The 24790-nt window shown below is 55.4% G+C and carries 23 protein-coding genes; 20 read left to right on the top strand and 3 right to left on the bottom strand.

From position 1 onward, the window contains the following. Positions 1-7: 7 nt before the first annotated feature. The 8 genes from DWV16_RS11190 to DWV16_RS11155 all read left to right on the top strand — a co-directional run bounded on the left by DWV16_RS11190 (position 8) and on the right by DWV16_RS11155 (position 8616). A complete protein-coding gene (locus tag DWV16_RS11190; protein WP_118479300.1) occupies positions 8-1252 on the top strand; it encodes a Gfo/Idh/MocA family protein in 1245 nt (414 codons plus the stop codon). 3 nt (positions 1253-1255) lie between these two features. Beyond that, positions 1256-2797 (top strand): xylulokinase, encoded by a 1542-nt coding sequence (xylB, locus tag DWV16_RS11185; protein ID WP_118479298.1) that lies wholly within the window; start codon positions 1256-1258, stop codon positions 2795-2797. Beyond that, a complete protein-coding gene (locus DWV16_RS11180) occupies positions 2794-3450 on the top strand; it encodes a ribulose-phosphate 3-epimerase (RefSeq protein WP_158572854.1) in 657 nt (218 codons plus the stop codon). The genes xylB and DWV16_RS11180 overlap by 4 nt, the downstream gene beginning before the upstream one ends. 12 nt (positions 3451-3462) lie before the next feature. Continuing rightward, positions 3463-4692: an enhanced intracellular survival protein Eis gene (gene eis, locus DWV16_RS11175; RefSeq protein ID WP_066454235.1), complete on the top strand. Its 1230-nt coding sequence runs from the start codon at positions 3463-3465 to the stop codon at positions 4690-4692. Between the two features lie 18 nt (positions 4693-4710). After that, positions 4711-5811, top strand: coding sequence for a DctP family TRAP transporter solute-binding subunit (locus DWV16_RS11170; RefSeq protein ID WP_079988050.1), 1101 nt, complete (start codon positions 4711-4713; stop codon positions 5809-5811). 75 nt (positions 5812-5886) lie between these two features. Next, entirely contained in the window at positions 5887-6402 is a 516-nt protein-coding gene (locus tag DWV16_RS11165) for a TRAP transporter small permease (protein ID WP_158572853.1), read from the top strand. Beyond that, positions 6399-7682: a TRAP transporter large permease gene (locus DWV16_RS11160; RefSeq protein ID WP_066454246.1), complete on the top strand. Its 1284-nt coding sequence runs from the start codon at positions 6399-6401 to the stop codon at positions 7680-7682. The genes DWV16_RS11165 and DWV16_RS11160 overlap by 4 nt, the downstream gene beginning before the upstream one ends. A gap of 16 nt (positions 7683-7698) precedes the next feature. Then, positions 7699-8616, top strand: coding sequence for a dihydrodipicolinate synthase family protein (locus tag DWV16_RS11155; protein ID WP_066454249.1), 918 nt, complete (start codon positions 7699-7701; stop codon positions 8614-8616). Between the two features lie 61 nt (positions 8617-8677). On the opposite strand, the gene DWV16_RS11150 is transcribed toward DWV16_RS11155, so the two are convergent. Together DWV16_RS11150 and DWV16_RS11145 are read right to left on the bottom strand one after the other, a co-directional pair. Continuing rightward, on the bottom strand, positions 8678-10042 hold the full coding sequence (locus DWV16_RS11150; protein WP_118479292.1) for an MATE family efflux transporter: 1365 nt from the start codon (positions 10040-10042) through the stop codon (positions 8678-8680). A 35-nt stretch (positions 10043-10077) separates the two neighbouring features. After that, on the bottom strand, positions 10078-10650 hold the full coding sequence (locus tag DWV16_RS11145) for a YcxB family protein (protein ID WP_118479290.1): 573 nt from the start codon (positions 10648-10650) through the stop codon (positions 10078-10080). A gap of 216 nt (positions 10651-10866) precedes the next feature. On the opposite strand from DWV16_RS11145, the gene DWV16_RS11140 reads away from it, so the two are divergent. The 10 genes from DWV16_RS11140 to DWV16_RS11095 all read left to right on the top strand — a co-directional run bounded on the left by DWV16_RS11140 (position 10867) and on the right by DWV16_RS11095 (position 21551). Then, positions 10867-11622 (top strand): SDR family oxidoreductase, encoded by a 756-nt coding sequence (locus DWV16_RS11140; RefSeq protein WP_066454258.1) that lies wholly within the window; start codon positions 10867-10869, stop codon positions 11620-11622. A gap of 47 nt (positions 11623-11669) precedes the next feature. Continuing rightward, on the top strand, positions 11670-12047 hold the full coding sequence (locus tag DWV16_RS11135; RefSeq protein WP_066454261.1) for a dimethylsulfonioproprionate lyase family protein: 378 nt from the start codon (positions 11670-11672) through the stop codon (positions 12045-12047). A 142-nt stretch (positions 12048-12189) separates the two neighbouring features. Then, a complete protein-coding gene (locus DWV16_RS11130; RefSeq protein WP_066454263.1) occupies positions 12190-13239 on the top strand; it encodes a LacI family DNA-binding transcriptional regulator in 1050 nt (349 codons plus the stop codon). Positions 13240-13493: 254 nt separating this feature from the next. Next, positions 13494-14393: a shikimate dehydrogenase gene (locus DWV16_RS11125; RefSeq protein WP_118479288.1), complete on the top strand. Its 900-nt coding sequence runs from the start codon at positions 13494-13496 to the stop codon at positions 14391-14393. A gap of 62 nt (positions 14394-14455) precedes the next feature. Next, positions 14456-15526: a TRAP transporter substrate-binding protein gene (locus tag DWV16_RS11120; protein ID WP_066454275.1), complete on the top strand. Its 1071-nt coding sequence runs from the start codon at positions 14456-14458 to the stop codon at positions 15524-15526. Between the two features lie 100 nt (positions 15527-15626). After that, on the top strand, positions 15627-16100 hold the full coding sequence (locus tag DWV16_RS11115; protein WP_118479286.1) for a TRAP transporter small permease: 474 nt from the start codon (positions 15627-15629) through the stop codon (positions 16098-16100). Between the two features lie 6 nt (positions 16101-16106). Then, on the top strand, positions 16107-17372 hold the full coding sequence (locus DWV16_RS11110; protein ID WP_066454279.1) for a TRAP transporter large permease: 1266 nt from the start codon (positions 16107-16109) through the stop codon (positions 17370-17372). 41 nt (positions 17373-17413) lie between these two features. Next, positions 17414-19420 carry an FAD-binding protein gene (locus DWV16_RS11105; protein WP_118479284.1) on the top strand — a complete coding sequence of 669 codons (2007 nt, stop codon included), beginning with the start codon at positions 17414-17416 and terminating at the stop codon, positions 19418-19420. Positions 19421-19431: 11 nt separating this feature from the next. Then, entirely contained in the window at positions 19432-20754 is a 1323-nt protein-coding gene (locus DWV16_RS11100) for a flavin oxidoreductase/NADH oxidase (protein ID WP_118479282.1), read from the top strand. A 17-nt stretch (positions 20755-20771) separates the two neighbouring features. After that, complete coding sequence (locus DWV16_RS11095) at positions 20772-21551, top strand: 3-ketoacyl-ACP reductase (RefSeq protein ID WP_242863556.1); 780 nt, start codon at positions 20772-20774, stop codon at positions 21549-21551. Between the two features lie 109 nt (positions 21552-21660). On the opposite strand, the gene DWV16_RS11090 is transcribed toward DWV16_RS11095, so the two are convergent. After that, the gene (locus DWV16_RS11090; RefSeq protein WP_243007321.1) at positions 21661-22635 is read right to left on the bottom strand and encodes a LysR family transcriptional regulator; all 975 of its coding nucleotides are present in this window, start codon (positions 22633-22635) and stop codon (positions 21661-21663) included. 332 nt (positions 22636-22967) lie between these two features. Between DWV16_RS11090 and DWV16_RS11085 the strand changes: the two genes are divergently transcribed. Further along, positions 22968-23459, top strand: coding sequence for a TRAP transporter small permease (locus DWV16_RS11085; RefSeq protein WP_158572852.1), 492 nt, complete (start codon positions 22968-22970; stop codon positions 23457-23459). Then, the gene (locus DWV16_RS11080; RefSeq protein ID WP_118479276.1) at positions 23456-24736 is read left to right on the top strand and encodes a TRAP transporter large permease; all 1281 of its coding nucleotides are present in this window, start codon (positions 23456-23458) and stop codon (positions 24734-24736) included. Before DWV16_RS11085 ends, DWV16_RS11080 begins: the two co-directional genes overlap by 4 nt. Positions 24737-24790 lie beyond the last annotated feature (54 nt).

The following is a 24790-nucleotide window of genomic DNA, read 5'->3' as shown; positions in this document are numbered from 1 at the left end:
CAATGTTATGAAAAAGGTTCAGGCCGCGCTGATCGGCGCGGGGGACCGGGGCTTCCACTGCTACGCGCCCTATGCCGAAGAGAACCCGTGGAAGCTGGAATTCACGGCGGTGGCCGAGATGGACGACGAAAAACGCCGTCAGTTCGGGGAGCGGTTCGGCATCCCGCAAGAGCGGCGCTTTAAAGACCTATGGGAGCTGCTCGCGCGGCCAAAGCTCGCGGACGCGCTGCTCATCTGCACGAGCGACAAGCTGCATTACGAACCGGCCATCAAGGCGATGGAACAGGGTTATCATATCATGCTGGAAAAGCCGATGTCCACGACCCTTTCGGAATGTGTGGCGCTCGAACAGGCGGCACGCGGTTACGGCAGAATGTTCATCCTCTGCTTTGTGCTGCGGTACACCGAATTTTTCTCGACCATCCGTCAGGTGATCGATGAGGGGCGGATTGGCCGGGTGAACAGCATCGTGCATCTGGAAAATATTCCATTGGTGGATCAGGTGCACGCCTTCACGCGCGGCATCTTCCGCAACGAGCAGGTTTCCTGCCCGATCATCCTGGCGCACTGCTGTCATGACCTTGATCTGATCAGCTGGTTCGCGGGTGCGAAATGCAGCAAGGTGGCATCTTTCGGCGGGCTCACCCATTTCAACGAAGAAAACGCCCCGGAAGGCGCTCCAAAGCGCTGCCTGGACGGCTGCCCGCACAGCACGGGCTGTCCATACTACGCGCCGGACTACTATCTGACCGAGGACACTGGCTGGCCCACCTCCACCATCTGTACCGACATGTCTTACGAGGCGCGGATGAAGGAGCTGGAAAACGGTCCGTACGGACGATGCGTCTACCGCTGTGACAATACGGTGGCGGACAATCAGACGGTGATCATGGAGTTTGAAAACAACGTGACCGCCTCGTTCATCCTGCAGCCATTTGCCAGCGCGAACGGCCGAACCCTGAAGATCACTGGAAGCAGAGGTGAAATTCGGGCCGACATGGACAAAAACGAGATCGAGCTTTTCGATCTTTTGACCGGACGCAAAGAAAAGCTTTTGCTGAAGCCATCCCGTTACAAATATGGCGGCGGCGATCATGGGATTATGGAATATTTTGTGGAGCAGATTGCGCGGGACGGCGCGGGTGGACTCACCTGTATGGAAAACGCGATTGAAAGCCACCTGATTGCCTTTGCGGCGGAAACATCCCGCAGGGAGGGGACAGTGGTGGATCTGGCGAAACTGAGGCGGTGAACGATGAAACTGTTATTGGGTATTGACCTTGGCACCAGCGGGATCAAAACGGTCCTGCTGACGCCGGAAGGGCAGATCGCGGGCAGCGGTTCCTGTGAGCTGTGTCTTTCCACGCCGCGCCCGGGTTTTGCAGAACAAAACCCGGGCGAATGGTGGGAAGCCTGCTGCGCCGCCGTGCGGCAGGCAGCCGCGTCGGTGACTGGCAGGCCGGAGGTGGTTGGGATCGGTATCTCCGGGCAGATGCTCGGCAGCGTGCTGCTTGACCGGGCCGGAGCGGTTATCGAGGACTGCATCATCTGGATGGACCAGCGCGCGCAGGAGGAGCTTGCGTGGGTGGAAACGATAATTGGCAGGGAGGAGTTGCTGCGCCGGACGGCCAACTATCCGCTGGTCAGTTACTGGGCCCCAAAACTGCTCTGGCTGCGTAAACACCGTCCGGCAACTTATGCGAAGATCGACAAGGTGCTTTTCCCGAAGGATTACCTCAAATTTAAGTTGACAGGCGTCCATGACATCGATGTGACCGATGCGACCGGTTCCATGCTTTTCGATACCGCGCGCCGCGCCTGGGACTGGGAGCTTTTCGATCAGCTTTCGCTCCCGCGCAGCTTTGTTCCCAAAACGGCTTCTGAATCCACGGCCGTGATTGGGAGCCTGCGGGCGGACGCGGCGGAAAGATTGGGGCTTTTGCCGGGTATCCCGGTGGTTGCGGGCGGCGGAGATCAGATGTGCGGGGCGGTCGGGCTCGGTGTTGTGCGGGAAGGGGTGCTCTCCTCCACGATCGGCACCTCCGGATGTGTCTTTTCCTACAGCAGTTGCTGTATCACCGACCAGAAGCCGCGGGCGGCGCTTTCCTACTGCCACAGCGTGCCGGATGCGTGGTGCGTCTACGGATGTACGCTGGCCGCGGGCGGCGCTTACAAATGGTTGCGGGATTGTTTTTTTGACAAAAAACATGTAACTTTGAATACAAGCGGACAGCCAGCCTACCGTGTGATGGACGAATTGGCCGTGCAGGCCCGTCCGGGAAGCGAAGGGCTTCTGTTCCTGCCGTACTTAAGCGGCGAGCGCACGCCCCATCCGGACCCGGCGGCGCGCGGGGTGTTTTTCGGGCTTTCCGCCCGGCATGGAATTTCGGAAATCTGCCGGTCGGTGCTGGAAGGCGTGGCCTACAGCCTGCGCGACACGGTGGAAATCCTGCGGGAATATCATGTCCCGGTTGATGAGGTGCGCGCGGCGGGCGGCGGCGCGGCGAGCCCGCTGTGGCTGCAGCTGCAGGCGGACATTTTCGATGCGCACATTGCCGTAACGAATGTGGCGGAAGCGCCGGCGGTCGGCGCGGCAATCCTGGCGGGGGTGGGCGCGGGTTTATTTGACAGCGTACCGCAGGCTGCCGACAAGATTGTTCGGGTGGTCCGAATGGTGGAACCGGAACGCAGAAACGTGCCGCTCTACGCCGACTACTATGAAACTTACCGGGCGCTTTATCCCGCGCTGCAGGACCTGTTTTCCAGCCAGGCGGGCAAGGTGGGGCGATGGACATGAACGGGGATTTCCGGATCCTGCCATCGATCGCATCGGCGGACCAAATGCGGATTGCCGGGGAAATCCAGCGATTGGGGGACTGGCCGTACCTGCATCTCGATATCGAGGATGGGAACTTTGTGCCGAACATCACCTTTGGGATGAAGACGGTCCGGCAGATTGCGTCCTATACGGAGAAAGAACTGGACGCGCACCTGATGGTGGCCGATCCGGGAGCATATCTTGAGGAGCTCGCGGGCTGCGGCGTCAAAAATGTGGCGGTTCATCTGGAGGCGTTGCCCTATCCGCTTCAGACGCTGAGCGCCATCCATAAACTAGGCATGCGCGCGGGCCTGGCGCTGGGTTTTTCCTCTGGCGCCGAAGCGGTGATGCCATTTTTGTCCGGGGCCGATTACCTACTTGTCATGACGGCGGAGCCGGATGGGGAAGGGCAGATTTTTCGGGCACGGACGCTTGAAAAGATCCGGGCTCTTTCCCGTCTGACAGCGCTTCCCATCTGGGTGGACGGCGGCGTTGGCCCGGAGACAATCGTGCAGGCCGCCCGGGCGGGTGCGTCCGCTGCAGTGCTGGGCAGGGCGGTATTCTCGGCGGAAAATCCCGGAGAGAGAGCACGGGAACTTGCCGCAATGGTTTTGTATCAGAACAAGAAATGAAGGAGGAGTCCTATGAGCAGAAACATCCGAAAGCTCGAAATGAAAGATCTGCCGGAGATTTGGCGGATTGCGAACCTTTCCTATCCGCCCTATGGGGATAAAAAGGCAAAACGGGAAAAATACCTGCGCCGGGCGCTTTCCGAGCGGACATCGGGCGAATTTTACGGCTGCTTTGAAGCGGAAGAAATGGTGGGCTTTCTGGAGCTCTACGACTTTCGGATGAATCTGCGCGGCTGCCAGATCCAGGTTGGCGGGGTCGGTTTCATTGCCGTGGACATTTTCCATAAACGCCAGGGGGTGGCCGGCGAAATGCTCGCTTTCTGCGAGCGGTATTTCCGGGAACGGCAGATCCCGGTGCTGGTGCTCTATCCCTACAGCATCCGGTTTTATCACAAGCGTGGTTTCTGTTGCGCCACCCGGATGTATCAGTACCGGATCCTGCCGGACATGTTCCCGTACGCCGGCCCGCCCAAACATGTGCGGATGCTGGGGCAGGATGACCGGAAAAAGCTGACCGACTGTTTCGCGGCGTATTTTGCCAATACGAACGGGATGCTCATGAAGCGGAGCGTTGACATCGACGCGCTGCTGGAGGATACTCTTATCGCCGCTTATGAACGGGACGGCGTGGTGGAAGGTTATGCCGCCTACCGCTATGAGAAGGTGGACCCAAACTGTGTCCATATGGACAACATGGTGGTTTCCGAATGGGTTTGGAACAGCCGGGAAGCGTTTTTGGAACTCTGTTCCTTTTTTCACGCGCAGTCCGACCAGATCACGCGGGTTATTCTGAACACACCGGAAGAAAATCTGTACCTGTCCCTGCTGGACCCGGCGAACGGGCTCAACGGTGCATTCCAGAACGAAACGCATGAGATGTATGTGGCGGCGGCCGACTCAATGTATAAGGTTCTCGACGCCAAAAATCTGTTTGCGCAGATTGGAGCGGTCAACTTTAACGGGGCGAACCTGCGCCTGTGGCTTACGCTTTTGGGACCGGACGGCTCCGAGGAGTTGGGGCTGAAAGTGGAGGACGGGACCGCCCGCATTTCGGAGGAAGGCCCCTGGGACGCGATGCTCCGGATGCCGGGGGACGTGTTCACGGCAATGGTCACCGGCGCGGCGGACTTTGCGGAGCTTCACGCGCTGGGGCTTGCGGAGATCGATCGGGCGGATCAGATTATGGAAGTAAGTAAACTGTTTGCGTATCCAAGAAGACCCAAAACAATCACTTATTTTTAAAGGAAAGAGGGAGAGAACATGATGAAAAAGAACAACATCCGCATTAAACTGACCGCATCCCTTGCCGCGTTGGCCCTGCTTGCCGGCCTGATGGCCGGCTGCGGCTCCTCGTCCGCCCCGGCGTCCTCTGCGGCACCCGCCGCGGCCGCGCCGTCTCAGAGCCAGGCGCAGTCTGAACAGGCCGCGCCCGCGGAAAAGATCACGCTGGTGTTCACCACCGCCTCGCTGCCGGATGTTTCCTACACCAAGGTGCTTTACGATGTGATCAAACCGGAGCTTGAAAAGCTTTCGAACGGTCAGATCGAGCTCGAAGTCCACGATTCCGGATCACTTTTCAGCCAGGATGACGAGCTGCCCGCAACCATCAAAGGCAATGCTTCGATGTGCTATACCGACGCGACCTGGCTGGCTACCTATATGCCTTCAATGAATATGATTGCCGCTGGCTACATGTTCAAGGACAAGGACCATATGGATAAAGTGCTAAACGGCGAAATTGGGCAGCAGCTCTTTGAACAGACCGCGAAAGAAGTCGGCGTGCGCCCACTGTACGCCTATTACATCGGCGCGCGCGTGGTCGGCATGCGCGATGGCCGCGCGATCATGAGCCCGGACGACCTCAAAGGGGTCAAACTGCGTATGCCGAACTCGGAATCCTGGCTCTTTCTTGGTAAGGCGCTGGGCAGCAACCCGGTCCCGATTGCCTTTTCCGAGCTTTACACCGCGCTCCAGTCCGGCACGGTCGACGGCCTCGAAAACCCGATCTCCGGCTTGGAAGAGGGCAAGTTTTACGAGGTCATCAAGTCGATCTCGCTGACCAACCATATGATCGGCGCGGTCTGGCCGTGCATCAATGAAGAAATCTGGCAGAGCCTCACGCCGGAGCTGCAGAAGAACGTGCTGGATGCGTTTAAAAAGGGTCTGGACGCAAACGACGAGCTGGCGCTGCAGGACGAAGAAGTCCTTCTGGAAAAATATAAGGAGCTGGGCGTCGAAGTGATGACCCCCGATGTGGAGGCATTCAAAAAACAGGTCAACGACTTTTATCTGAACGATTCGGAGATGGTGAAGGACTGGGATATGGACCTGTTCGAGCAGATCAAAGCGATGGGCGAATAAATCCTGTAAGACGGCGGGCCGGGGATGTCCCCGGCCCGCGCAAAACCCGGCCCTGCCGACAGAGGAGGAATCCGATTGAAAATACTTCGCCGCATCTGGGAAGTGATCGAGAAAGTGATAGGGATCTATCTTCCGTGTGTGACCTTCCTGATCATGTTTGTGTCCTTTTGCATCCAGATCATCTGCCGTTACCTGTTCAATTACCAGTTTGAGTGGACCTATGAGTTTACCGTCATCGGGTTCATGTGGACAGCTGTTTTCGGCGCCTGCTACAGCAGCAAAACCCGGGATCATGTCTCCTTCAATCTGATCTATGACCGCCTGGGCAGCAAGGGCCAGGCGCTGATGTCCCTGGCGGGCAACCTGATTATAATCGTGGCATTTTTTCTGCTGATCCCGTATGCGGTGGAATATATCTCTTTCATGGATATTAAGACCACGCCGGTGCTCAAACTTTCGTTTGGCGTGGCATATGCACCGTTTCTGATTTTTCTGCTTTTTAGTATCATCTATATCATTCGGGACATCGTGCTGGCCATCCGCACGCTGTTCGGCCTGTACAGGCTGCCGAAGAAGGAGGATGCCGCATGAGCTTTTCCACCTGGATCCCGATCATTATGATGGTTCTGACCTTCGCGCTCAATATTCCCGTCACTTACGGTATGGTTGCGGCGGGCGCGTTTTATCTACTGTATACAAGCGCCGATCTCGGAATTGTAGTTGGGCAGGTCATGGGAACCATGTACACCGGCTATGTGCTCATGGCCATCCCGCTTTTCATCTTCACCGCCAACGTCATGAATTCCGGCAAGGTTACTGACGCCATGTTCGACTTCTCAAAAGCGGCGGTCGGCAAAAAACGAGGTGCGCTGGCATATGTAAACGTGCTGATCTCGCTGATTTTTTCCGGCATGACCGGTTCCGCGATCGCGGATGCGGCCGGCATGGGGCTCATGGAGATCAAAGCGATGGAAAAGGACGGCTATGACCTGCCGTTCAGCTGCGCCATCACGGCGGCTACCGCGACCATTGGCCCAATCTTCCCGCCGAGTATCCCGTTCGTCATCTATGCAATGCTTTCCGGCACCTCAGTGGGCGCGCTTTTCCTGGGCGGCGTGGTCCCCGCGATCCTGATTGCGGTGGCCCTGTCCCTCTATATTGCTTATGTTTCCCAAAAAAGAAAATACCCGGAAGGCATCAAGTTCTCCCCGCGGGAATTTTGGCGTTTCACCCTGCGGGCGCTGCCGGCGCTCCTGACGCCGGTTATTCTGCTGGCGGGCATCTATACCGGGGTCATGACCCCGACCGAAGCGGGTGCGATCGCCGCGCTTTATGCGCTCATCATTTCGGTTTTTGTTTACCGGATTCTGGGCTGGAAGGAATTTCAGCAGACGGTGAAAGACACGGCTTTCTCCACCGGCTCGATCACGATTCTCACAGCCGCGGCGGCGGTGTTCTCCTATATTGTGGCCAAAGAGAAAATTCCGGACATGGTTTCGGATTTCATGCTGGGCATCACCGACAACAAGATTGTTCTGCTGCTCATCATCAACGCGCTGTTTCTGGTGCTTGGGATGTTCCTGGATACAGCGGTGCTCCAGTATGTATTCCTGCCGATGGTGATTCCGATTGTGCGGGTGTTGGGGATCGATATGGTACATTTCGGCGTGCTCATCTGCCTGAACATGATGATCGGCCTCTCCACGCCTCCGTTTGGATTTTTGCTGTTTGTCACCGCGAACATTGCCAAAACGTCCCTCAGCGCGGTGGTGCGCGAGGTGCTGCCAATGGTTGGGGTTCTGTTGGTTGTGCTGATGCTGTTGACATTCGTCCCGCAGTTGGTGCTGTTTGTGCCCAGCCTGATGGGATAGGGAGAGGTGTGTTCTTATGAAAATGCAGATACCGGACGGCGTCTATCCGACGATGGTGACGCCTTTCACAGAGGATAACAGGATCGATTACGGCGCGGTGCTACGCCTGATCGAATGGTACGACAGACAGGAGGTAGAAGGGATCTTCGCTGTTTGCCAGTCGAGTGAGATCTTTTTTCTGTCGTTTGGGGAACGGCTGGAGCTTTTAAAATTTATCGTGAAGAATACGCCCAAACACATTTCGGTGGTGGCGTCAGGGCATACAGCTCCCGATCTGCCCACCCAAATTCGGGAAGCAGAAGCATTCATCGCCGCTGGGATCGACGCCTATGTTTTCATCTCCAACCGGTTTGCCAGTGAGACGGAGGGCGAGGAGACGCTGCTCCAGAACATCCATACGGTGATCGACGCCCTGCCGGGTACGCAATTCGGCATCTATGAATGCCCGTACCCATACAAGCGGGTGATGCGGCCCGAAACGCTCAGGGAGCTTGCAGAGACCGGCCGGTTCGCCTTTTTGAAGGACACCTGCTGCGATTTGGAACTGATCCGGAAAAAACTTAAGGCGACGGAAGGGACCGGCCTTAAAATTTATAACGCAGTTTCCGCGACACTGCTGGAAAGCCTGCGCATGGGTTGCGCAGGTTATTCCGGGGTGATGGCCAACTTCCATCCCGAACTTTACGGATGGCTCTGCAAGAACTTTCAGAAGCAGCCGGAGAAGGCGCAGCGCCTGCAGGATATCCTGGGCGTCTTTTCGGTGATGGAGTCTCGGGTCTATCCGGTCTGTGCGAAATACTACCTGAATGCACTCGGTGTTTCCATGGGGCTTCATTCCCGCGCGCGCAGCGCCGCCGAATTCACCCCCAACCTGCAGATGGAATTCGATCAGCTTTTGCGACTCACCGAACGGGTCAAATCCGAGATCCTGTAAGCGTGAAAAAACGCCCCGTGGAAGTTTTCCACAGGGCGTTTATAGAGTCCGTAAACAAAGGCTATTCTTCCGGCAGGTTTTCCGCGCCTTTTACAAAACGCGAACGTTCCCACTTGCCAGTGCGGTACTGCAAAAACGAGAGGACATAGTTGGCGCTCCAGCCAACCGGCACCGCAACCCACACCATTGCGATCCCGAAACGCGGTGCAAACGCCACTGCAATAAAAACACGGATCGAGAGGTTGACCAGGTTTGCAACGGTGAACATCCGCATATCCCCAGCGCCGCGCAAAAGCCCGTCGGTGATCATCTTGAGCCCGATCATCACGAAAAACCATCCCATGAACCGCAGATAGCCGGTACCGGTCTGCAAAGCGGGCAGGGTTCCGTCCGCGCCGAGGAAAGCGGCGATGATGGGCCGGTTGAAAAGTTCGAGCACGATGCAGATTATGAGCGCGAAGGAAAAGACAATCCCATAGCCCGCATGATACCCCCGGCGCACCCGGCCATATTCCGATGCGCCAATGTTCTGCGCGGTGAAGGAGGAGATCGCATTGCCCATGGCGGCCATCGGCACCACGCAGATGCTTTCCACGCGCATAGCGGCGGTGAAGCCCGCAAGTACCTCGGAGCCGAAGGAATTCACCACCGACTGCACCAGCAGCATGCCGATCGAAACGGTGGATTGCTGCAGGATTGACGGCAGCGCAACCTTTGCCATATCGCAGAAAGCGGCGCCGTCGAAAAGTCCGGTGCCCTCGGTGGGATAGCGGGAGAGCTCCCGCAGCAGGAGCGCGAAGGCGAGCACGGCGGAGATCCCCTGCGCGATGAGGGTCGCCCAGGCAACGCCCGCCACGCCAAGCCGGAGGCTGCGCACCATGTAAATATCCAGCACGATGTTAAAAAGGGAGGAAAAGATCAGCAGATAGAGCGGGATACGGGAGCGCCCAAGCGCGTTGAAGGTGGCGGAAACGACATTGTAAAGGAACAAAAACGGCAGCCCCAAAAAGTAGATGTTCAGATAGGTGACCGCCAGGCCGATGATGTTTTCCGGGGTGTTGAGCAGCCGCATCAGCGCGTGCCCCGCAAAAAGTCCGAACGCGCCCAGCAGCATGCTGAGCGCGAAAAAAGAGAGCAGGGAAGTGAAGATCGCACGTTTCATCTGGGTATAGCGGCGGGCCCCAAAATACTGGCTGGCGATCACCGAGGCTCCCACACCTCCGCCGATTGCCACAGAGATAAAGACGTTTGTAAGCGCGTATGACGCGCCGACCGCGGCGAGCGCCTCCTCGCTGACAAACTGGCCGACGACAATTGAATCGGCCATCGTGTAAAACTGCTGAAACAGGTTCCCGATGATCATCGGGATCGAGAAAACCAGCAGCGCTTTCATTGGACTTTCCGTAATCAGATAATCTTTTTTCATTGCGGCCTCAAAACCTCCCAGATGGCGGAACACTGTCAATGCCGGTCATATTTGGAATGGCGGCGGGTGGCCTGGTAGTCCCGGGACAGGGTGCGCAGCGAAACCTGGGTGGCCTTTCGTTTGACAACCCATCCGAGTCCGGTCCGCTGTGTCAGCCGGGATTTGATTTGCTCAAAATCGCCGCTTTGTTCCAAAAGGTAAGCGGACTTGTCCCGCATCAGCACAAACAGGTAATCGCTGTCCTCCATCAGCCGGTAGACGTCGCTGTAGAGCAGGTCCTGCCGGCCCTGCCCGGTTCCGACATGAATTCCAGCCTCCCCGAAATCGTAGGACATCAATGGAAAATTTCCGCCAAACTGCCGGATCACCCGTTCAGCGACCATCTTAGCAGGTAGGTTGATGCTGGGGATGGGGATGCAGCCGAGCATCAAAAAAAAGATGCGCCAGGAGGTGCTCAGGTTTCCAAGCACGCCAAGGGCGAGAAAAACACAACACGCCGCGATGACGGCGGTGCGGACTTTGGCGCCGAACACGCGGTACTGGATGTTGGCAAGCGTGCGGATCGCCTGTTCGTTATATTGGATTTCGGCATGGTAAGATTCCGCCAAAACGACCTCTCCCGTCAAAATGGATTTCCCATATAGTATAGAAAATTTTTGTCCGTGTGTAAAGAGCGCGCGAAATTTTGTGTATTTTTGATCTTTACAACCGCGCTCGGAGCGGTTAAAATGAATCACATCAAATGAAAAGCGGCGCAGAAGACGCCGTACATTTTTTGCTGCTTTCTGAAAACGTTTTCATCATCGACGAAAGGAGCAAAGCTGATGGACTTATTCTCATTGGAAGGAAAAATTGCACTGGTCACCGGCTGTGCGGGCGGCATTGGAGCCGGACTCGCATCCGGGCTCGCTAAGGCGGGCGCGGATATTGTCGCGGTCGACCGGGCGGATCTCTCCGAAACCGCCGAAAAAATCCATGCGCTCGGGCGGGCATGTCACTGTGTCGAGGCCGATCTATCGACGCAGGAGGGGGTAGGCAAGGCTTGGGAATCCGCTGTCGCGGCGGCCGGGAAGATCGATATCCTCTGCAACAATGCCGGCATGCAGCACCGGGAAAGCATCCTGACCTATCCTCAGGAGGTGCTCGACAAGGTGCTGGCGGTCAATTTAAAGGCGCCGTACGATCTGGCACAGAAAGCCGCGCGGCATTTCATTGCGCGCGGATGCAGAGGCAAGATTATCAACACCGCCTCGCTGTTTACCAGTTTCGGCGGCGTTGAAGTGAGCGGCTATACCTGTTCGAAACATGCGATCCTGGGACTCACCCGCGCGCTTTCAAACGAACTGTCCGGCAAGGGCATTTGTGTCAATGCGATCGCACCCGGTTATGTTGAAACCGAACTCACCCGCGCGATCTGGAGCGACCCTGTGCGGCGCGCCCCAATGGATGAACGCCTGCCGATCGGGCGCTGGGGGCGCCCGGAGGATTTTGAAGGGGTCGCGGTCTTTCTGGCAAGCGCGGCTTCCGATTATATCACAGGTGTGATGATCCCGGTGGACGGCGGCTATTCCGCGCGGTGACCCGTCCTTTGGGATGATAAAAATTTTAGAAAAAGAGAGGTACGGATATGGAACTCTGCAACATATTTGAAATTGAGGGAATGGAAATGCCGGCGGGCCGCAGGACGCGTGTGATGATCGGGCAGAATGGCGCGATCAAAGGAGACAAGTTCTGCCAGGGGTATGTCGTGGTATATCCGGGCGGCACGGTTCCGGCGCATGAGCACGAAACGGTGGAGTCTTACACTATCCTGAAAGGCGAAGGGGAACTGACTGTTGATGGGGAAGTGCGCAAGGTCAAAGCGGGCGACTATACCTTCATCCCGCCGATGCTTTCTCATGCCCTCGCCAACACCGGTGAGGAGGATCTGCACATGATGTTCGTCTATGCGCCGAGCGTGGTGGTTGACCATTGGGCGCAGGAACAGTCCGGCGAATTAAAGTAAAATTGGACTTGAATTTTTCGATTCCGCTGAAATTTTTGACGATATTTTGGGGAATTTGACTATTGAAAACAGGAAAACATTTTGTTATTATTATGTCGATGAAAACGTTTTCCTAAAATTTTGAAATGCAGAAGGGCATCCTATGTCGACGATTCGAGATGTTGCGCGTCTGGCAAATGTATCGATCAGCACGGTTTCGCGCGTGATGAACAATACCGCCCCGGTGGAGGAAGAAACCAGACAACGCGTGATGGATGCCGTACAGGTGACCGGGTACAAGGCGAGCGCAATTGCGAAAGCTTTGAAAAGCGGCCGTACCAATACGATCGCTTTTGTCATCCCAAATCTGGTCAATATGATTTACCCATCCCTTGCGATCACTGTGGAAAATGAAGCGCAGAAATACGGTTATTTCGTGCTGTTCTGCAATACGCAGGAGGAGCAAGCGAAGGAAAAGGGGTACGTTGAAAAGCTCAAAGGGGACTTTGTGGACGGATTCCTTTTTTCCACAGCGCTGGCCGGCGGCGAAAGCGCCGAGATCTATAAGCTTCGCCGGGAAGGCGTCCCGGTGGTCTGCCTGATGCGTGAAACCGGAGATCCACGGGATTCGGTTGTTTCGGACAATTTGGAGGGGGGATATCTCGCCGCCAAATATCTGTTGGATCGGGGATTTCGTGAGATTGCCGTCGTGTGCGGGCGTCAAAACCTGGCGCTGTATGGGCAGCGGCTTGCGGGTTACAAAAAGGCCCTTGCGGAATATGGGGTCCCATTCAATCCGTCCATCTGTCTGGAAGGCGTTAAGGACGGGCGGGAGAACGGTTCCGAATGCATCCTGTCCTACTACAAAAAATATAACCGGATTCCGGAAGCGATCTTCGCATCGAGCGACCCGCTCGCATTCGACGTGATGATCACCCTGAACCGGTTGGGCTGTTCCATCCCGCGGGATGTTTCGGTCATCGGATTCGATAATGTCCCGTTTGCGGAGAATTATTACCTGACCACGGTGGAACAGAAACTCTATGAGATGGCGCGTGCCGCGACCAGGCAGCTGATCGCGATCATTGAAAAGCGTGAGCCGCCCGATCAGCCGCAGCAGGTTTTTCCCGTACGGGTGGTGGAGCGGCAGTCGGTTCGCGCTGCGGACGGCAGAGAAGAGAATAAGGAATTGCACATACCATGCGCGTTTTAGCGCGTGGTATGTGCCGGACGATCTTTTAATAGGTGAAGGAGTAGTGTGGCCGGTTTGGGGCCGGCAAAGAAGGAACTGTTTTGGGACCGGATGACAACATACATTCTTCAAAATGCCTGAAAACAAAAGATCATTATTTTTTGCGAGTCATGAAAACGTTTTCTTGAGGCGCCTTGGTGTGTGAAAGGCGTATACGGGAAAAACAATATTTTTTTGCCGCACTTGAAAACGTTTTCATAGGAGGTGATATATCCATGGAACCATTCATTGTCAATGCCAAAACCGACCTTTATGCAATCCTCGGAGACCCCATTTCCCATTCGATGTCCCCGGTCATCCACAATAACGCCTTCCGGCGTTTCGGGATGGATAAGGTTTTCCTGGCGGTCCGCTGCGATCCCGAACACGTCGATGAAATGATGCGTTCGCTCCGGTTCATGGACCTGAAGGGATATGTTTTCACAATGCCGCTCAAGGAAATGGTCTTTTCCCATATGGATGAGGTCAAGGACGAGGCCGAAATCACCGGCGCGATCAACTGTGTGCAGAATGAGAATGGCAGGCTGATCGGCTACAACACCGACAGCCGCGGATTCTGGACGGCGGTTGCTTCCCGCAATGTCAAAAACCGGCCAATCAACCGGGTATTTATCCTTGGGATGGGCGGCTTTGCCAAAGCGGCTGCCGCACAGGCGGCGCTGCAGGGGGTAAAGGAGATCATTGCGGTCAACCGCATGGAAGAAACCGCCTATGTGGACAGCTTCCGGGCTTTTGCCGGGCGCCTGCAGAAGAAAGCGCCGCACAGCACGGTGCGTCTTATGGACTGGGACCCGGCCGGGTGGAAAGAGGCGCTTGCCGGCGCCGACGTGGTGGCGAACGCCACGCCGAACGGCCTTAACTGCGACGGCGATCTGTATTTGCAGTTCCCGTACGAATATGCGGACCCGGACGCGATTTTTTTCGACGCGATCTATACCCCGCTCAAGACCAAATTTCTGGAAAAAGCCGAGCAGCTCGGGCATCCGATTGTGGACGGGCTGGATCTGCTTTCGCATCAGGGCGTCTGTTCGTTCAAGATTTGGACCGGTATGGACGTGGAGCCTGAGCAGATGCGGCAGGATGGGCTGCGTTTCATCCAGGAATCCGCACATTGATTTGTCATTTATGAGGATTCCCTCATAAAAATAAAAAACAGCAAAAGAAAAGGAGAAAAGATATGAAAAAACTACTTGCTCTTACTCTGGCGCTTGCAATGGTCCTCTCGTTTGCAGCTTGCGGCGGTTCTTCCGCTCCCGCGTCCTCCGCGGCCCCTGCAGCGTCCACACCCGCGGCTTCCACTGCTCCGGCGGATTCCTCCGCTGCTCCCGCAGATTCCGGTGAAGCTGAATATGTCCTGAAGCTGGGCGATGTTCTGGCTGAAGACCACCCGCATTCCCAGTCCTACTACTGGTTTGCAGACCGTGTCGCGGAACTGACGGGCGGCAAGGTCAAGGTGGAAGTGTATGTCAACTCCTCGCTGGGCAACCAGTCCGACCTGGTGGAAGGACTGAGCCTTGGCACCGTCCAGATCGCAAAATCGATGACCACCGGCCTGTCGGTTTACTGCCCTGAGATCCAGATCTTCGACCTGCCTTACATGTTCCAGAACACGGATCAGTTCTTCAAAGTCATCGACGGCGAAATCGGCGAGTACTATGCGAAAGACGTTCTGGGCACCCAGGATATGATCGGCATCGCTTACTTCTATGCCGGCTCCCGCAGCTTCTACACCAACAAACCGATCAACGCCCTGAGCGACATCAAGGGCTGGAAGATCCGCGTTCCGGAGTCCCCGATCTTCATGGGCCTGTGCGATTCGTTTGGCTGCGCGGGCACCCCGATGAGCGTTGGCGAGCTGTACACCGCTCTGCAGACCGGCGTTGTTGACGGCGCTGAGAACGCTCCGATCTTCTACTATCAGCAGAAACACTTTGAGGCGGCTCCGTACCTGACCATGACCGAGCACATCATGACTCCGGATATCGTTGTCATGAGCAAAAGCTACCTCGAATCCCTGCCGCAGGAATACCAGGATGCGATCATCCAGGCTGGTAAGGATATGATGCAGTACGAGCGCGAACTGTGGTTCTCCCAGGAAGAGGACGCCATGACCGCGCTGAAAGACGCCGGCGTGACTGTCACCGAGGTCGACAAGGCCGAGTGGATCGCTGCCGCGCAGAAAGTTTGGGACAACTTCCGTGACGTTGTCGGCCAGGAGAACATCGATAAGATCCAGGCTCTGGCATAAGTTCAGAAGATTCCGGCTTTCCTGTTTGTTGTATGGTCAAACATGCGCCCAGTGGGAACTCCACTGGGCGCAAATACAATAACACGCTTTGGAGGCAAGTATGAAAACTTTCTTTTCCGGCTTGCGGAAAGTGGAAACGGCCCTGGCGGTTATCTCGATGGTGGCTTTCACCGCGGTCGCTTTTCTGCAGGTTACCTTCCGTGTATTTTTACATAACCCATTGGGCTGGTCGGAGGAATTGTGCAAATTCCTTTTCATCTGGTGTACCTTTATCGGCGCGATCCTGGTTTCCGCCGACAACGGACACTTCTGTGTGGATTTCTTTGTGACCAAATGCTCCCCGGTTGTGCAGAAGATTCTCAAATATCTGGGTTTTGCGCTGGTGGCCCTTTTCAGCGTCATTCTGATCTATTTCGGTGTGAAACTGATGATGTCCAATACCAACCGTATCTCGCCCGCGCTGGGGATCCAAATGAGCTATATCTACACGATTTTCCCAATCAACGGCGTGCTGGTGATCCTGCACCTGATCGAATCGATCTGGAAAGACGCCAAAGCAAGAAAGGAGGCCTGACGCAATATGGCAATGGTATTTATTATTTTGATCATCATGTTGGTTCTCGGAATCCCGATTGCGTATGCGATCGGCCTGGCGGCGACCTGGGGATTGCTTTTTGTGGGCAACGTCCCGCTGACGGTTGTGCCGCAGCGCATGTATACCATGCTCGATACCTTTTCGCTTTTGGCAATCCCGTTCTTCATCCTGGCGGGCAACCTGATGGAAAAGGGCGGCATCTCAAGAAAGCTGATCACCTTTGCAAACAGCATCGTCGGCCATATCCGCGGCGGGTTGGGCATGGTGGACATCCTCAGCTGCATGCTTTTTGGCGCGATCTCCGGTTCCGGTTCGGCCGCGAGCGCGGCGATCGGAGGCATCTGCATCCCTTCGATGCGCGAACAGGGCTACGACAAGGAATTCTCCGGTGCGATCACCGCGGTTTCCGGCCCGCTCGGCATCATCATCCCGCCAAGCGTCGTCATGGTCATCTATGCGACCACCGCCAATGTTTCGGTCGGTTCGATGTTCCTGGCCGGCTACCTGCCCGGCTGCTTCCTCGGCATCGCCATGATGGCCTGCGTCTATGTCATTGCGCATAAGAAAGGCTATCCGGCTGGGCGGCGCGCAACGGTCAAGGAATTTTTTATCGCGCTCAGGGACGCGGTATGGGCGCTCTTCATGATCTTCATCATCATCGGAGGCATCTTCTCGGGCTATTTCACCGCGACCGAAGCGGCCTGTGTGTCAGTGGTCTATGCACTGATCGTCGGCTTTTTCATCTACCGGGAACTGCACCTGTCCGATCTCACTGACATTTTCGTCAAGAGCGCGATGACCTCTTCGGGTATCATGTTCTGCGTTGCGACCACCAACATCCTCGCATGGCTGATGACCAGCCAGAATGTTGCCGCGAAAGTTGCCGCGTCGATGAGCTCGGTTATTTCGAGCAAAATTGTGATGCTGCTTGCGATCAACGTCATCTTCCTGATCCTCGGCACATTCCTCGATTCCACGCCTGCAATTATCCTCGCTGTCCCGATCCTGCTCCCGCTGGTGACCCAGTTCGGCGTTGACCCGGTGCACTTCGGCATTATCGTCACCGTCAACCTGGCAATCGGTATGAGCACGCCTCCGGTCGGCATCACCCTGTTTGTTTCCTCCCGCATTTCGGAGACTTCGCTGACAGATATGATCAGGCCGATGCTGCCGTTGTGGGCGGTTATGATTGTGGCGCTGCTGGTAATTACCTTCTTCCCGCCGCTGAGCATGCTGCTGGTCAATATGTAAAGTTGGGCGGCCCAGAAATCAGAGAGGAGAGCGTTCCCCCCATGCAAGAGAATACGAAAATCGCCATATCGGGCGTGGAAATCCCCGTCCATTTTTACAATACCATTGTAATCGGTTCGGGGGCAGCGGCTTTCAACGCCGCCGACAGTCTTTACGATTTCGGCCAGAAAGACGTTGCGATCGTGACCGAAGGGGTCAATATGGGCACCTCGCGCAATACGGGTTCGGATAAACAGACCTACTACAAGCTTTCCCTGGCCTCCGGGACTCCGGATTCGGTTTATGATATGGCAAAGGTGCTGTATGGGGGACAGTCGGTCCATGGCGACACCGCTCTGGTGGAAGCCGCCCTTTCGGCCAGATGCTTTTACAAACTGGTCAATTTGGGAGTGCCGTTCCCACATGACCGTTACGGCCAGTATGTGGGTTATAAGACCGACCATGACCCCTCCCAGCGCGCGACCTCCTGCGGGCCGCTGACTTCCCGGTACATGACCGAGCATCTCGAACGCTCGGTCCGGCAGAAGGGGATTGCGGTTTTTGACGCTTTGCGGATTGTCAGCCTGCTGACCCGGGAAGAAAACGGCGAAACCAGCGTTGTCGGCGCGCTTGCCATCAATAAACGCAGCCCGTCCGCCAAGGAAGGGCTCACCCTGTTCGGCTGTACCAACGTTGTCTACGCGACCGGCGGCCCGAGCGGGCTTTACTACCGCAGCGTTTTCCCACAGAGCCAGACCTGCGCCCACGGCGCGGCGTTTTTGTGCGGGGCGAAGGGCAGCAATGTGGGCGAATGGCAGTACGGCATCGCGTCCACCGATTTTAGGTGGAATCTTTCGGGCACCTACCAGCAGGTCATCCCGCGCTACCTCTCAACCGCGCCCGATGGGTCGGACGCGCGGGAGTTTCTGCTGGACTATTTCGAGGACCCGCAGGCGATGCTGAACGCGGTGTTCCTCAAGGGATACCAGTGGCCGTTTGACCCGCGCAAGGTACAAAAGGGCGGCTCGTCCCTTGTGGACATCGCTGTTTATCACGAAATCAACCGCAAGGGGCGCAGAGTGTTCCTCGACTTTACAAAGAACCCCTCCTGCGCGGGAAAAGACGGGACGTTCGACTTCTCGCTGCTTTCTCAGGAAGCTTATCAATACCTGGAAAAATCGGGCGTGCTGTTCGGCACACCGATTGAACGTCTGCTGGCGATGAACCGGCCGGCCTATCAGCTCTATGCCGATCATGGGATCGACCTCACAAGGGACCTTTTGGAGATCGCCGTCTGTGCGCAGCACAATAACGGCGGCCTGCAGGCGGATATGTGGTGGCAGTCGAATGTGAAGCATCTGTTCCCGGTGGGGGAGGCCTGCGGCAACTTCGGCGTTTACCGGCCGGGCGGCAGCGCGCTCAACGCGGGGCAGGTGGGTTCGCTGCGCGCCGCGCAGTATATCGCTGCGCGGGCGGCCGAGTCGCCGCTTTCCCCAGAGGCGCTGCAAGCTGCTGCTGAAGTGGAGGTTTCCCGTATTTTGTCTTTCTGCGACGAACTGGCCAAGCCCGGAGAGGAAAAATTGCCGCCCAAACAGGTTCGGGAGAAATACCAGCGTGAGATGGATGTCTGCGCGGCGTTCCTGCGCCGCAGCCAGGAAATCGAACAACAGATCGAACGGTGCAGGGGCTATCTCAGGGACTTCACCCGCCAGACGCTTGCGGACAGCACCGGCCGCGTGGTTGACGCGTTGATCAACCGGGATATCCTGGTCACGCAGATTGTCTACCTCAGCGGCATGAAGGCATACATTTCGGACGGCGGCGGAAGCCGCGGTTCCTATCTGGTCGACCGCGGCGATATCAGCTATGACGACTGCCGCGCGAATGGCGTTGCGTCGGTTCTGGATGATGGCCGCCATGCCGGATCCGTCCAGGAAGTGACGCTGGAGCCGGACGGCCGGGTCGTGGTGGAGAATATCCCCCGCAGGCCGCTTCCGGAGGACAACTGTTGGTTTGAGGTCACCTACAACGATTATCTGAACGACCGTGTGGTCGGTGCAAAGGGATAGAGAGGAATACCATGGAGCATACAAAATTTCACTATCATTCACTGGATGAAATCAGGGCGGAACAGCAGCGGGTGGGAGTTTCTTTTCCGCTGAGCGCGGACACCGCGGTTCTGAATACGCCGTTTAACTTCGGCAAGGTGGAGATCCGTAACCGTCTGGGCATCGCGCCAATGGAAGGAGCGGATTCCAATCCGGACGGTTCGCCTTCCGAAAAGACTTTTGAACGTTATATCCGCCTTGCGAAAGGCGGCGCGGGCGTCATCTGGCTGGAAGCGGTCGCGATTGTGCCAGAGGGCCGGTCCAGCCCGCATCAGCTTTTGCTCAGTCGGGAGACGCTGCCGGCTTTCCAGCGGCTGACCGCGCAGGTCAAGGAGGCGGGTATGCGGGCAAACGGCTTTGCCCCCTATCTGATCATGCAGGCCAATCACAGTGGACGTTATGCCAAACCGGACGGCGTGCCCAAGCCGATCATCGCTTACCGGCACCCGATTTATGAACAGCGCCGTCCCGCGGACGACAGCTGCATCGCGAGCGATGATTACCTGAAGGGCCTGGAGGAGAAATTCGGTCAGGCGGCGGTACTCTGCCGGGAAGCAGGGTTCGACGCGGCCGACATCAAGAGCTGCCACGGCTACCTGCTCGCGGAACTCGCGTCAGCCTATACCCGGCCGGGCCCGTATGGCGGCAGTTTTGAAAACCGGTTCCGTCTCTTTATCAACGCGTTTAAAAACGCAAAGCAGGCGGAGACCGACGATTTCCAGGTGGTGGCGCGGGTTGGCATCTATGACGGTTACGCTTATCCCTATGGGTTTGGCGTACGGCCGGAAGGCGGACTTGCGCCGGACTATACGGAAGGCGTCCGGCTGATGAAAATCCTGCATGAGGAATGCGGTCTGCAATTTGCCAATATCACGATGGGAAACCCTTATGAGGACACCCACGTCACCCGCCCGTATGATCTGGGCAACTATCCGCCGCCGGAGCATCCGTTTGAGGGTATCGCGCGGATGTACGAGGGATGCAAAGCGGTGAAAGAAGCGTTGCCGGATCTGATGGTTTCGGCGTCGGCGCCCAGCTATCTGCGTGCTTATTCACCGAACTTGGCAGCGGGAGCGATTCTGGACGGCTGCTGCGATGAAGTGCTGTTTGGACGGCTGTCCTTTGCCGATCCGGAGTTCCCCAATGAAATTGCGGCGACCGGGACGATCGATCCCAAAAAGGTCTGTGTGACCTGCGGCAAATGCGGGGTTCTGATCCGCGCCGGCAAGCTGACCGGATGTGTGGTGCGTATGCCGCACCCCTATCTGGACATCTTGCGCAGTATGAATACATAAAAGGGGATAATGTCAAAATGATGAAAAAAGTTGCTGTTGTCACCGGCGCCCGCAGGGGGATCGGCCTCGGCATTGCGAAAGAGCTGGGCCTGGCCGGCTGTTATGTGGTCATGTCCGCGTTTTCCGCCGACGCGCAGGATGCGCTGGAAGAGATGAAAGCGCTGGGCCTGCAGGACAGCTGTGAATATATGCAATGCGATATTTCAGACGCGCCCTCCCGCGAGGCCCTGCTCGGTGCGGTCTGTCAAAAGTTCGGCCGACTCGATATCCTGGTGAACTGTGCGGGTGTCGCGCCCAAGAGCCGGTTGGATTTGCTGGAAACCACCGAGGAAAGCTACGACTATGTGGTGAATACCAACGCCCGTTCAACCTTCTTTATGTGCCAGCTTGCGGCCAACAAGATGATTGCCTTCAAGGAAGCGGGAGACATCGCGGAATATTCCCCGCGTATCATCAATATTTCTTCGATTTCCGCCTATACTTCCTCGACCAACCGTGCCGAATACTGTATCTCCAAAGCAGCAATCTCGATGACCACCCAGCTGTTTGCAGACCGTCTGGCCGATTACGGTATTCCGGTCTTTGAGGTCCGCCCGGGGATTATCATGACCGACATGACCGCGAAAGTGGCTGAAAAATACGAAAAACTTATCTCGGAAGGCGTTACGCCGATCCGGCGCTTCGGCCAGCCGAAGGATGTCGCCAACTGTGTTGTCGCCGCCTGCAGCGGCCGGTTGGACTTTGCCACCGGCCAGGTGCTGAATGCGGACGGAGGTTTCTCCATTCGCCGTCTGTGAGTTGTCCGGCAGGCATCCTCTAAAAGCAAAAAATCCGCCCGTCCATTTTTAAATGGACGGGCGGATTTTTATATACAGAAATAAAAAACAATTAGATATTATGGGCCGGCTATCCCTGCGCTACCTTAAGCGACTTTTTCTCCTCAGAGCATTCCGGAATCTGGGAACGCAGCTGTGTGATAAACTGGTCGATGGCACGGATATGGAACCGGTTCCTTTTATAGGCTGCGTTGATATCACGGATAGCGTGTTTGCTTTCCAACTTATAATAAACGACATTGTGGAAGGCACTGTTGAATTTTACCAAGGTGTCAGTCACAAATGAAAAGCCGAGCCCTTCACTGGTAAGAGAATGGATCGTCGGAAGCTGATTCAAATACATCTTTACCACTGGTTGGAAATCGTATTCCCGGCAGATAGCGGTAGCACGGTTGTTCAGGTCGTTGCCCGGTTTGAAAAGAAGCAGAGGCTCGCTTTGAAACAGGTGCAGGTCGACGGATGGAAACTCCGGGTCCATATGCCTGTCATAGGAAATGTCCTCATAAGTGAGCTGGAATGGTTCGAGGAGCTGATTGATCGGATGGTTCTTTGGTGAAGCAAGAATGATGTTTTCCTTGCGCACCGGGATGCTGGAAAACAGATCGGCATTGAAGGAGCGGCTGTCGATCTGCAGATCGATATCCCCGTTCAAAAGTTTCTGCTCGAGCTCGGTGGAATTCGATTCCACCAACTCGACCGCAACACCGGGAAAATCCCGCATAAAAGCGGTAATAAATTTCGGCAGAAAGCATGCGGAGAAAAAATGGGTGGCACCGATCACAAGGATACCGGTTGCTAGGTTTTCCATGTTTTCGAGATAGAAATAGAAATTATTTTTTACGGCGTTGATCTCATTGATCATTTGGATGTATTTACGCCCGACCGGTGTTGGCCTGATTGGAAGGATGCTGCGGTCGAACAACGGATAACCAATTTCGTCTTCCACCTTGCGGATTGTGGCGCTCAGTGCGGGCTGGGAAATGAAAAGTTTTTTCGCTGCCTTTGAAAAGCTCTTTTCATTGTAGACCGCAAGTACATAATCCATGCTGTTCAAATTGATCCTCCTAATTATAATCACCTTATTATAATAGTTATATTAATATATATATTAGATTATAATTCAAAAGAATGATATAATCAATATAAAGAAAGTAAATTAAGAGATAAAATTATTGAATATGTCCAAAATAAAGTTCCGCATTCCAAGAAAATCCATTATGATGGATGAGTGGATCGCAATGATATGAAAGGTTGGGATGTTTCAAACGGCAAGATGGAGGAATTGGAGGTGTTTTTTCTGAGATGCAGTTCTAATGATACAGAAAATCAGCGGTCCGCAAAACCATTTGAATCAAAATGAGGATGGGAGGACATTCCATGAAAAAATATAATTTAAATTTTGATGAGCACATTTCGGTTGTGCTGATGGGCCTGATGCTTCTGATTACCTTTTCCAATGTAATCGCACGGTATGTTTTTTCTGCATCGCTCTCCTTCACAGAAGAATTTACGACAGCTATGTTTGTACTTTTAAGTATGTTGGGTTCCGCAATCGCTGCCAAACGCGGTGCACATTTAGGTTTAGGACTTTTCATTGGGATGGTGCCAAATAAAGTGCGCCGGTGTGTCCTGTGCGCTGGCAATTTAGTCTGCGCTGTATTTTGTGCGATATTGGGATATCAGGGGATTTTTATGGTGATCACCGAATATCAGCTTAAACAGCTCACAATTGCAATGCAGTGGCCGCAGTGGATCTATGGGAGTTTCATCCCAATCGGAGCGGCGGTCCTGGTGATCCGATTTGCACAGGCGGCTTATCTTTCGCTCAAATTGGAAGATGGCCAAAAAAAGGATGGTGAAACTGCATGACAGTAGCATGCCTTTTGATCCCATTTGCCTTGCTGCTCATCATGGGCGTACCAATTGCAGTCTGCCTTGGGGCCGGAGCGCTTGCAGCATTGCTGCAGCTTGATCTGGGTTTCGATATGATGCCGGCGACTATTTATGCCTCCTGCAGCAAATTTATCCTCTTGGCGATTCCATTTTTTATCCTCGCGGGCAACATCATGGACAAGTCCGGCATTTCCACAAAATTGATCCGGTTTGCGCAGTCCTTTGTAGGCCATAAAAAGGGTGGACTCGGGATTGTATGCGTCATCGTTGCCTGCTTCTTTGCAGCGATTTCCGGTTCTGGACCTGCGACTGTCGCCGCACTCGGTATGATCATCATTCCGGCTATGATTCGTGCAGGCTACGATCCGGCGTCCTCGTCAGCACTGATGTCCACGGCCGGTTCGATCGGCGTAATCATCCCGCCGTCCATCACCTTCGTGGTCTATGGATCCATCACGGGCGTTTCTATCGGAAAACTCTTTATGGCGGGTATCATCCCGGGACTGATCATGGGTTTCTTCTTGATTCTTGCCTCGTTTTACTCCAGTCGGCATTCCGACCTGGTTCAGCTACCAAAAGCGAGCCGACATGAACGCTGGCTGGCTTTTAAAGATGCTTTCTGGGGGTTGCTCATGCCGGTGATCATCCTCGGCGGCATCTACGGCGGCATCTTTACGCCGACTGAGGCTGCCGCGGTTTCAGCGGTTTATGGGCTGCTGGTGGGCATTTTCATCTACCGTTCGGTCAAACTAAAGGATTTGTATCAAATTTTCCTGGATTCAGTCAGCCAGACGGCGGTGGTCATGTTCATCACCGCGACCGCCGGTTTATTCGCTTGGGTGATCACGATCGAAGGGATCGCGGCGGCCGCCAGCGAATTCATCATCCAGATTTCGGGCGGCAACCTGATCATTTTCCTGATCATTGTCAATATCATCCTGCTCATATCCGGATGCTTCATCGACGGGAACTCCTCTTTCTATATCTTCGCGCCGATTTTTTATCCGGTGGCGCTCAGCCTGGGATATGACCCGATCGCGCTCGGGGTGCTGATGGTTATGAACCTTGCGATCGGCATGGTCACGCCGCCGGTGGGGGTCTGCCTGTATGTCTCCTGCGGCATCAGCGGCGAACCGATCGAACGGGTTTCCAAAGCAGCGATCCCGTTTTTGATCGCCTCGTTCTGTGCGCTGCTGATCATCACCTACATCCCGCAGATATCCCTGTTCCTACCGGGCTTCCTTTCAAATTGATCCCCTTAAACGGCCGGGAAACTGGCATCTACATATCCAAAATATAGATAAAGG

The sequence above is a fragment of the Anaerotruncus sp. AF02-27 genome (assembly GCF_003465835.1).
Classification (GTDB): domain Bacteria; phylum Bacillota; class Clostridia; order Oscillospirales; family Ruminococcaceae; genus Anaerotruncus; species Anaerotruncus rubiinfantis.
Note: the sequence above shows the minus strand (reverse complement) of the source record. Positions and strands in the feature narration are given on the sequence as shown.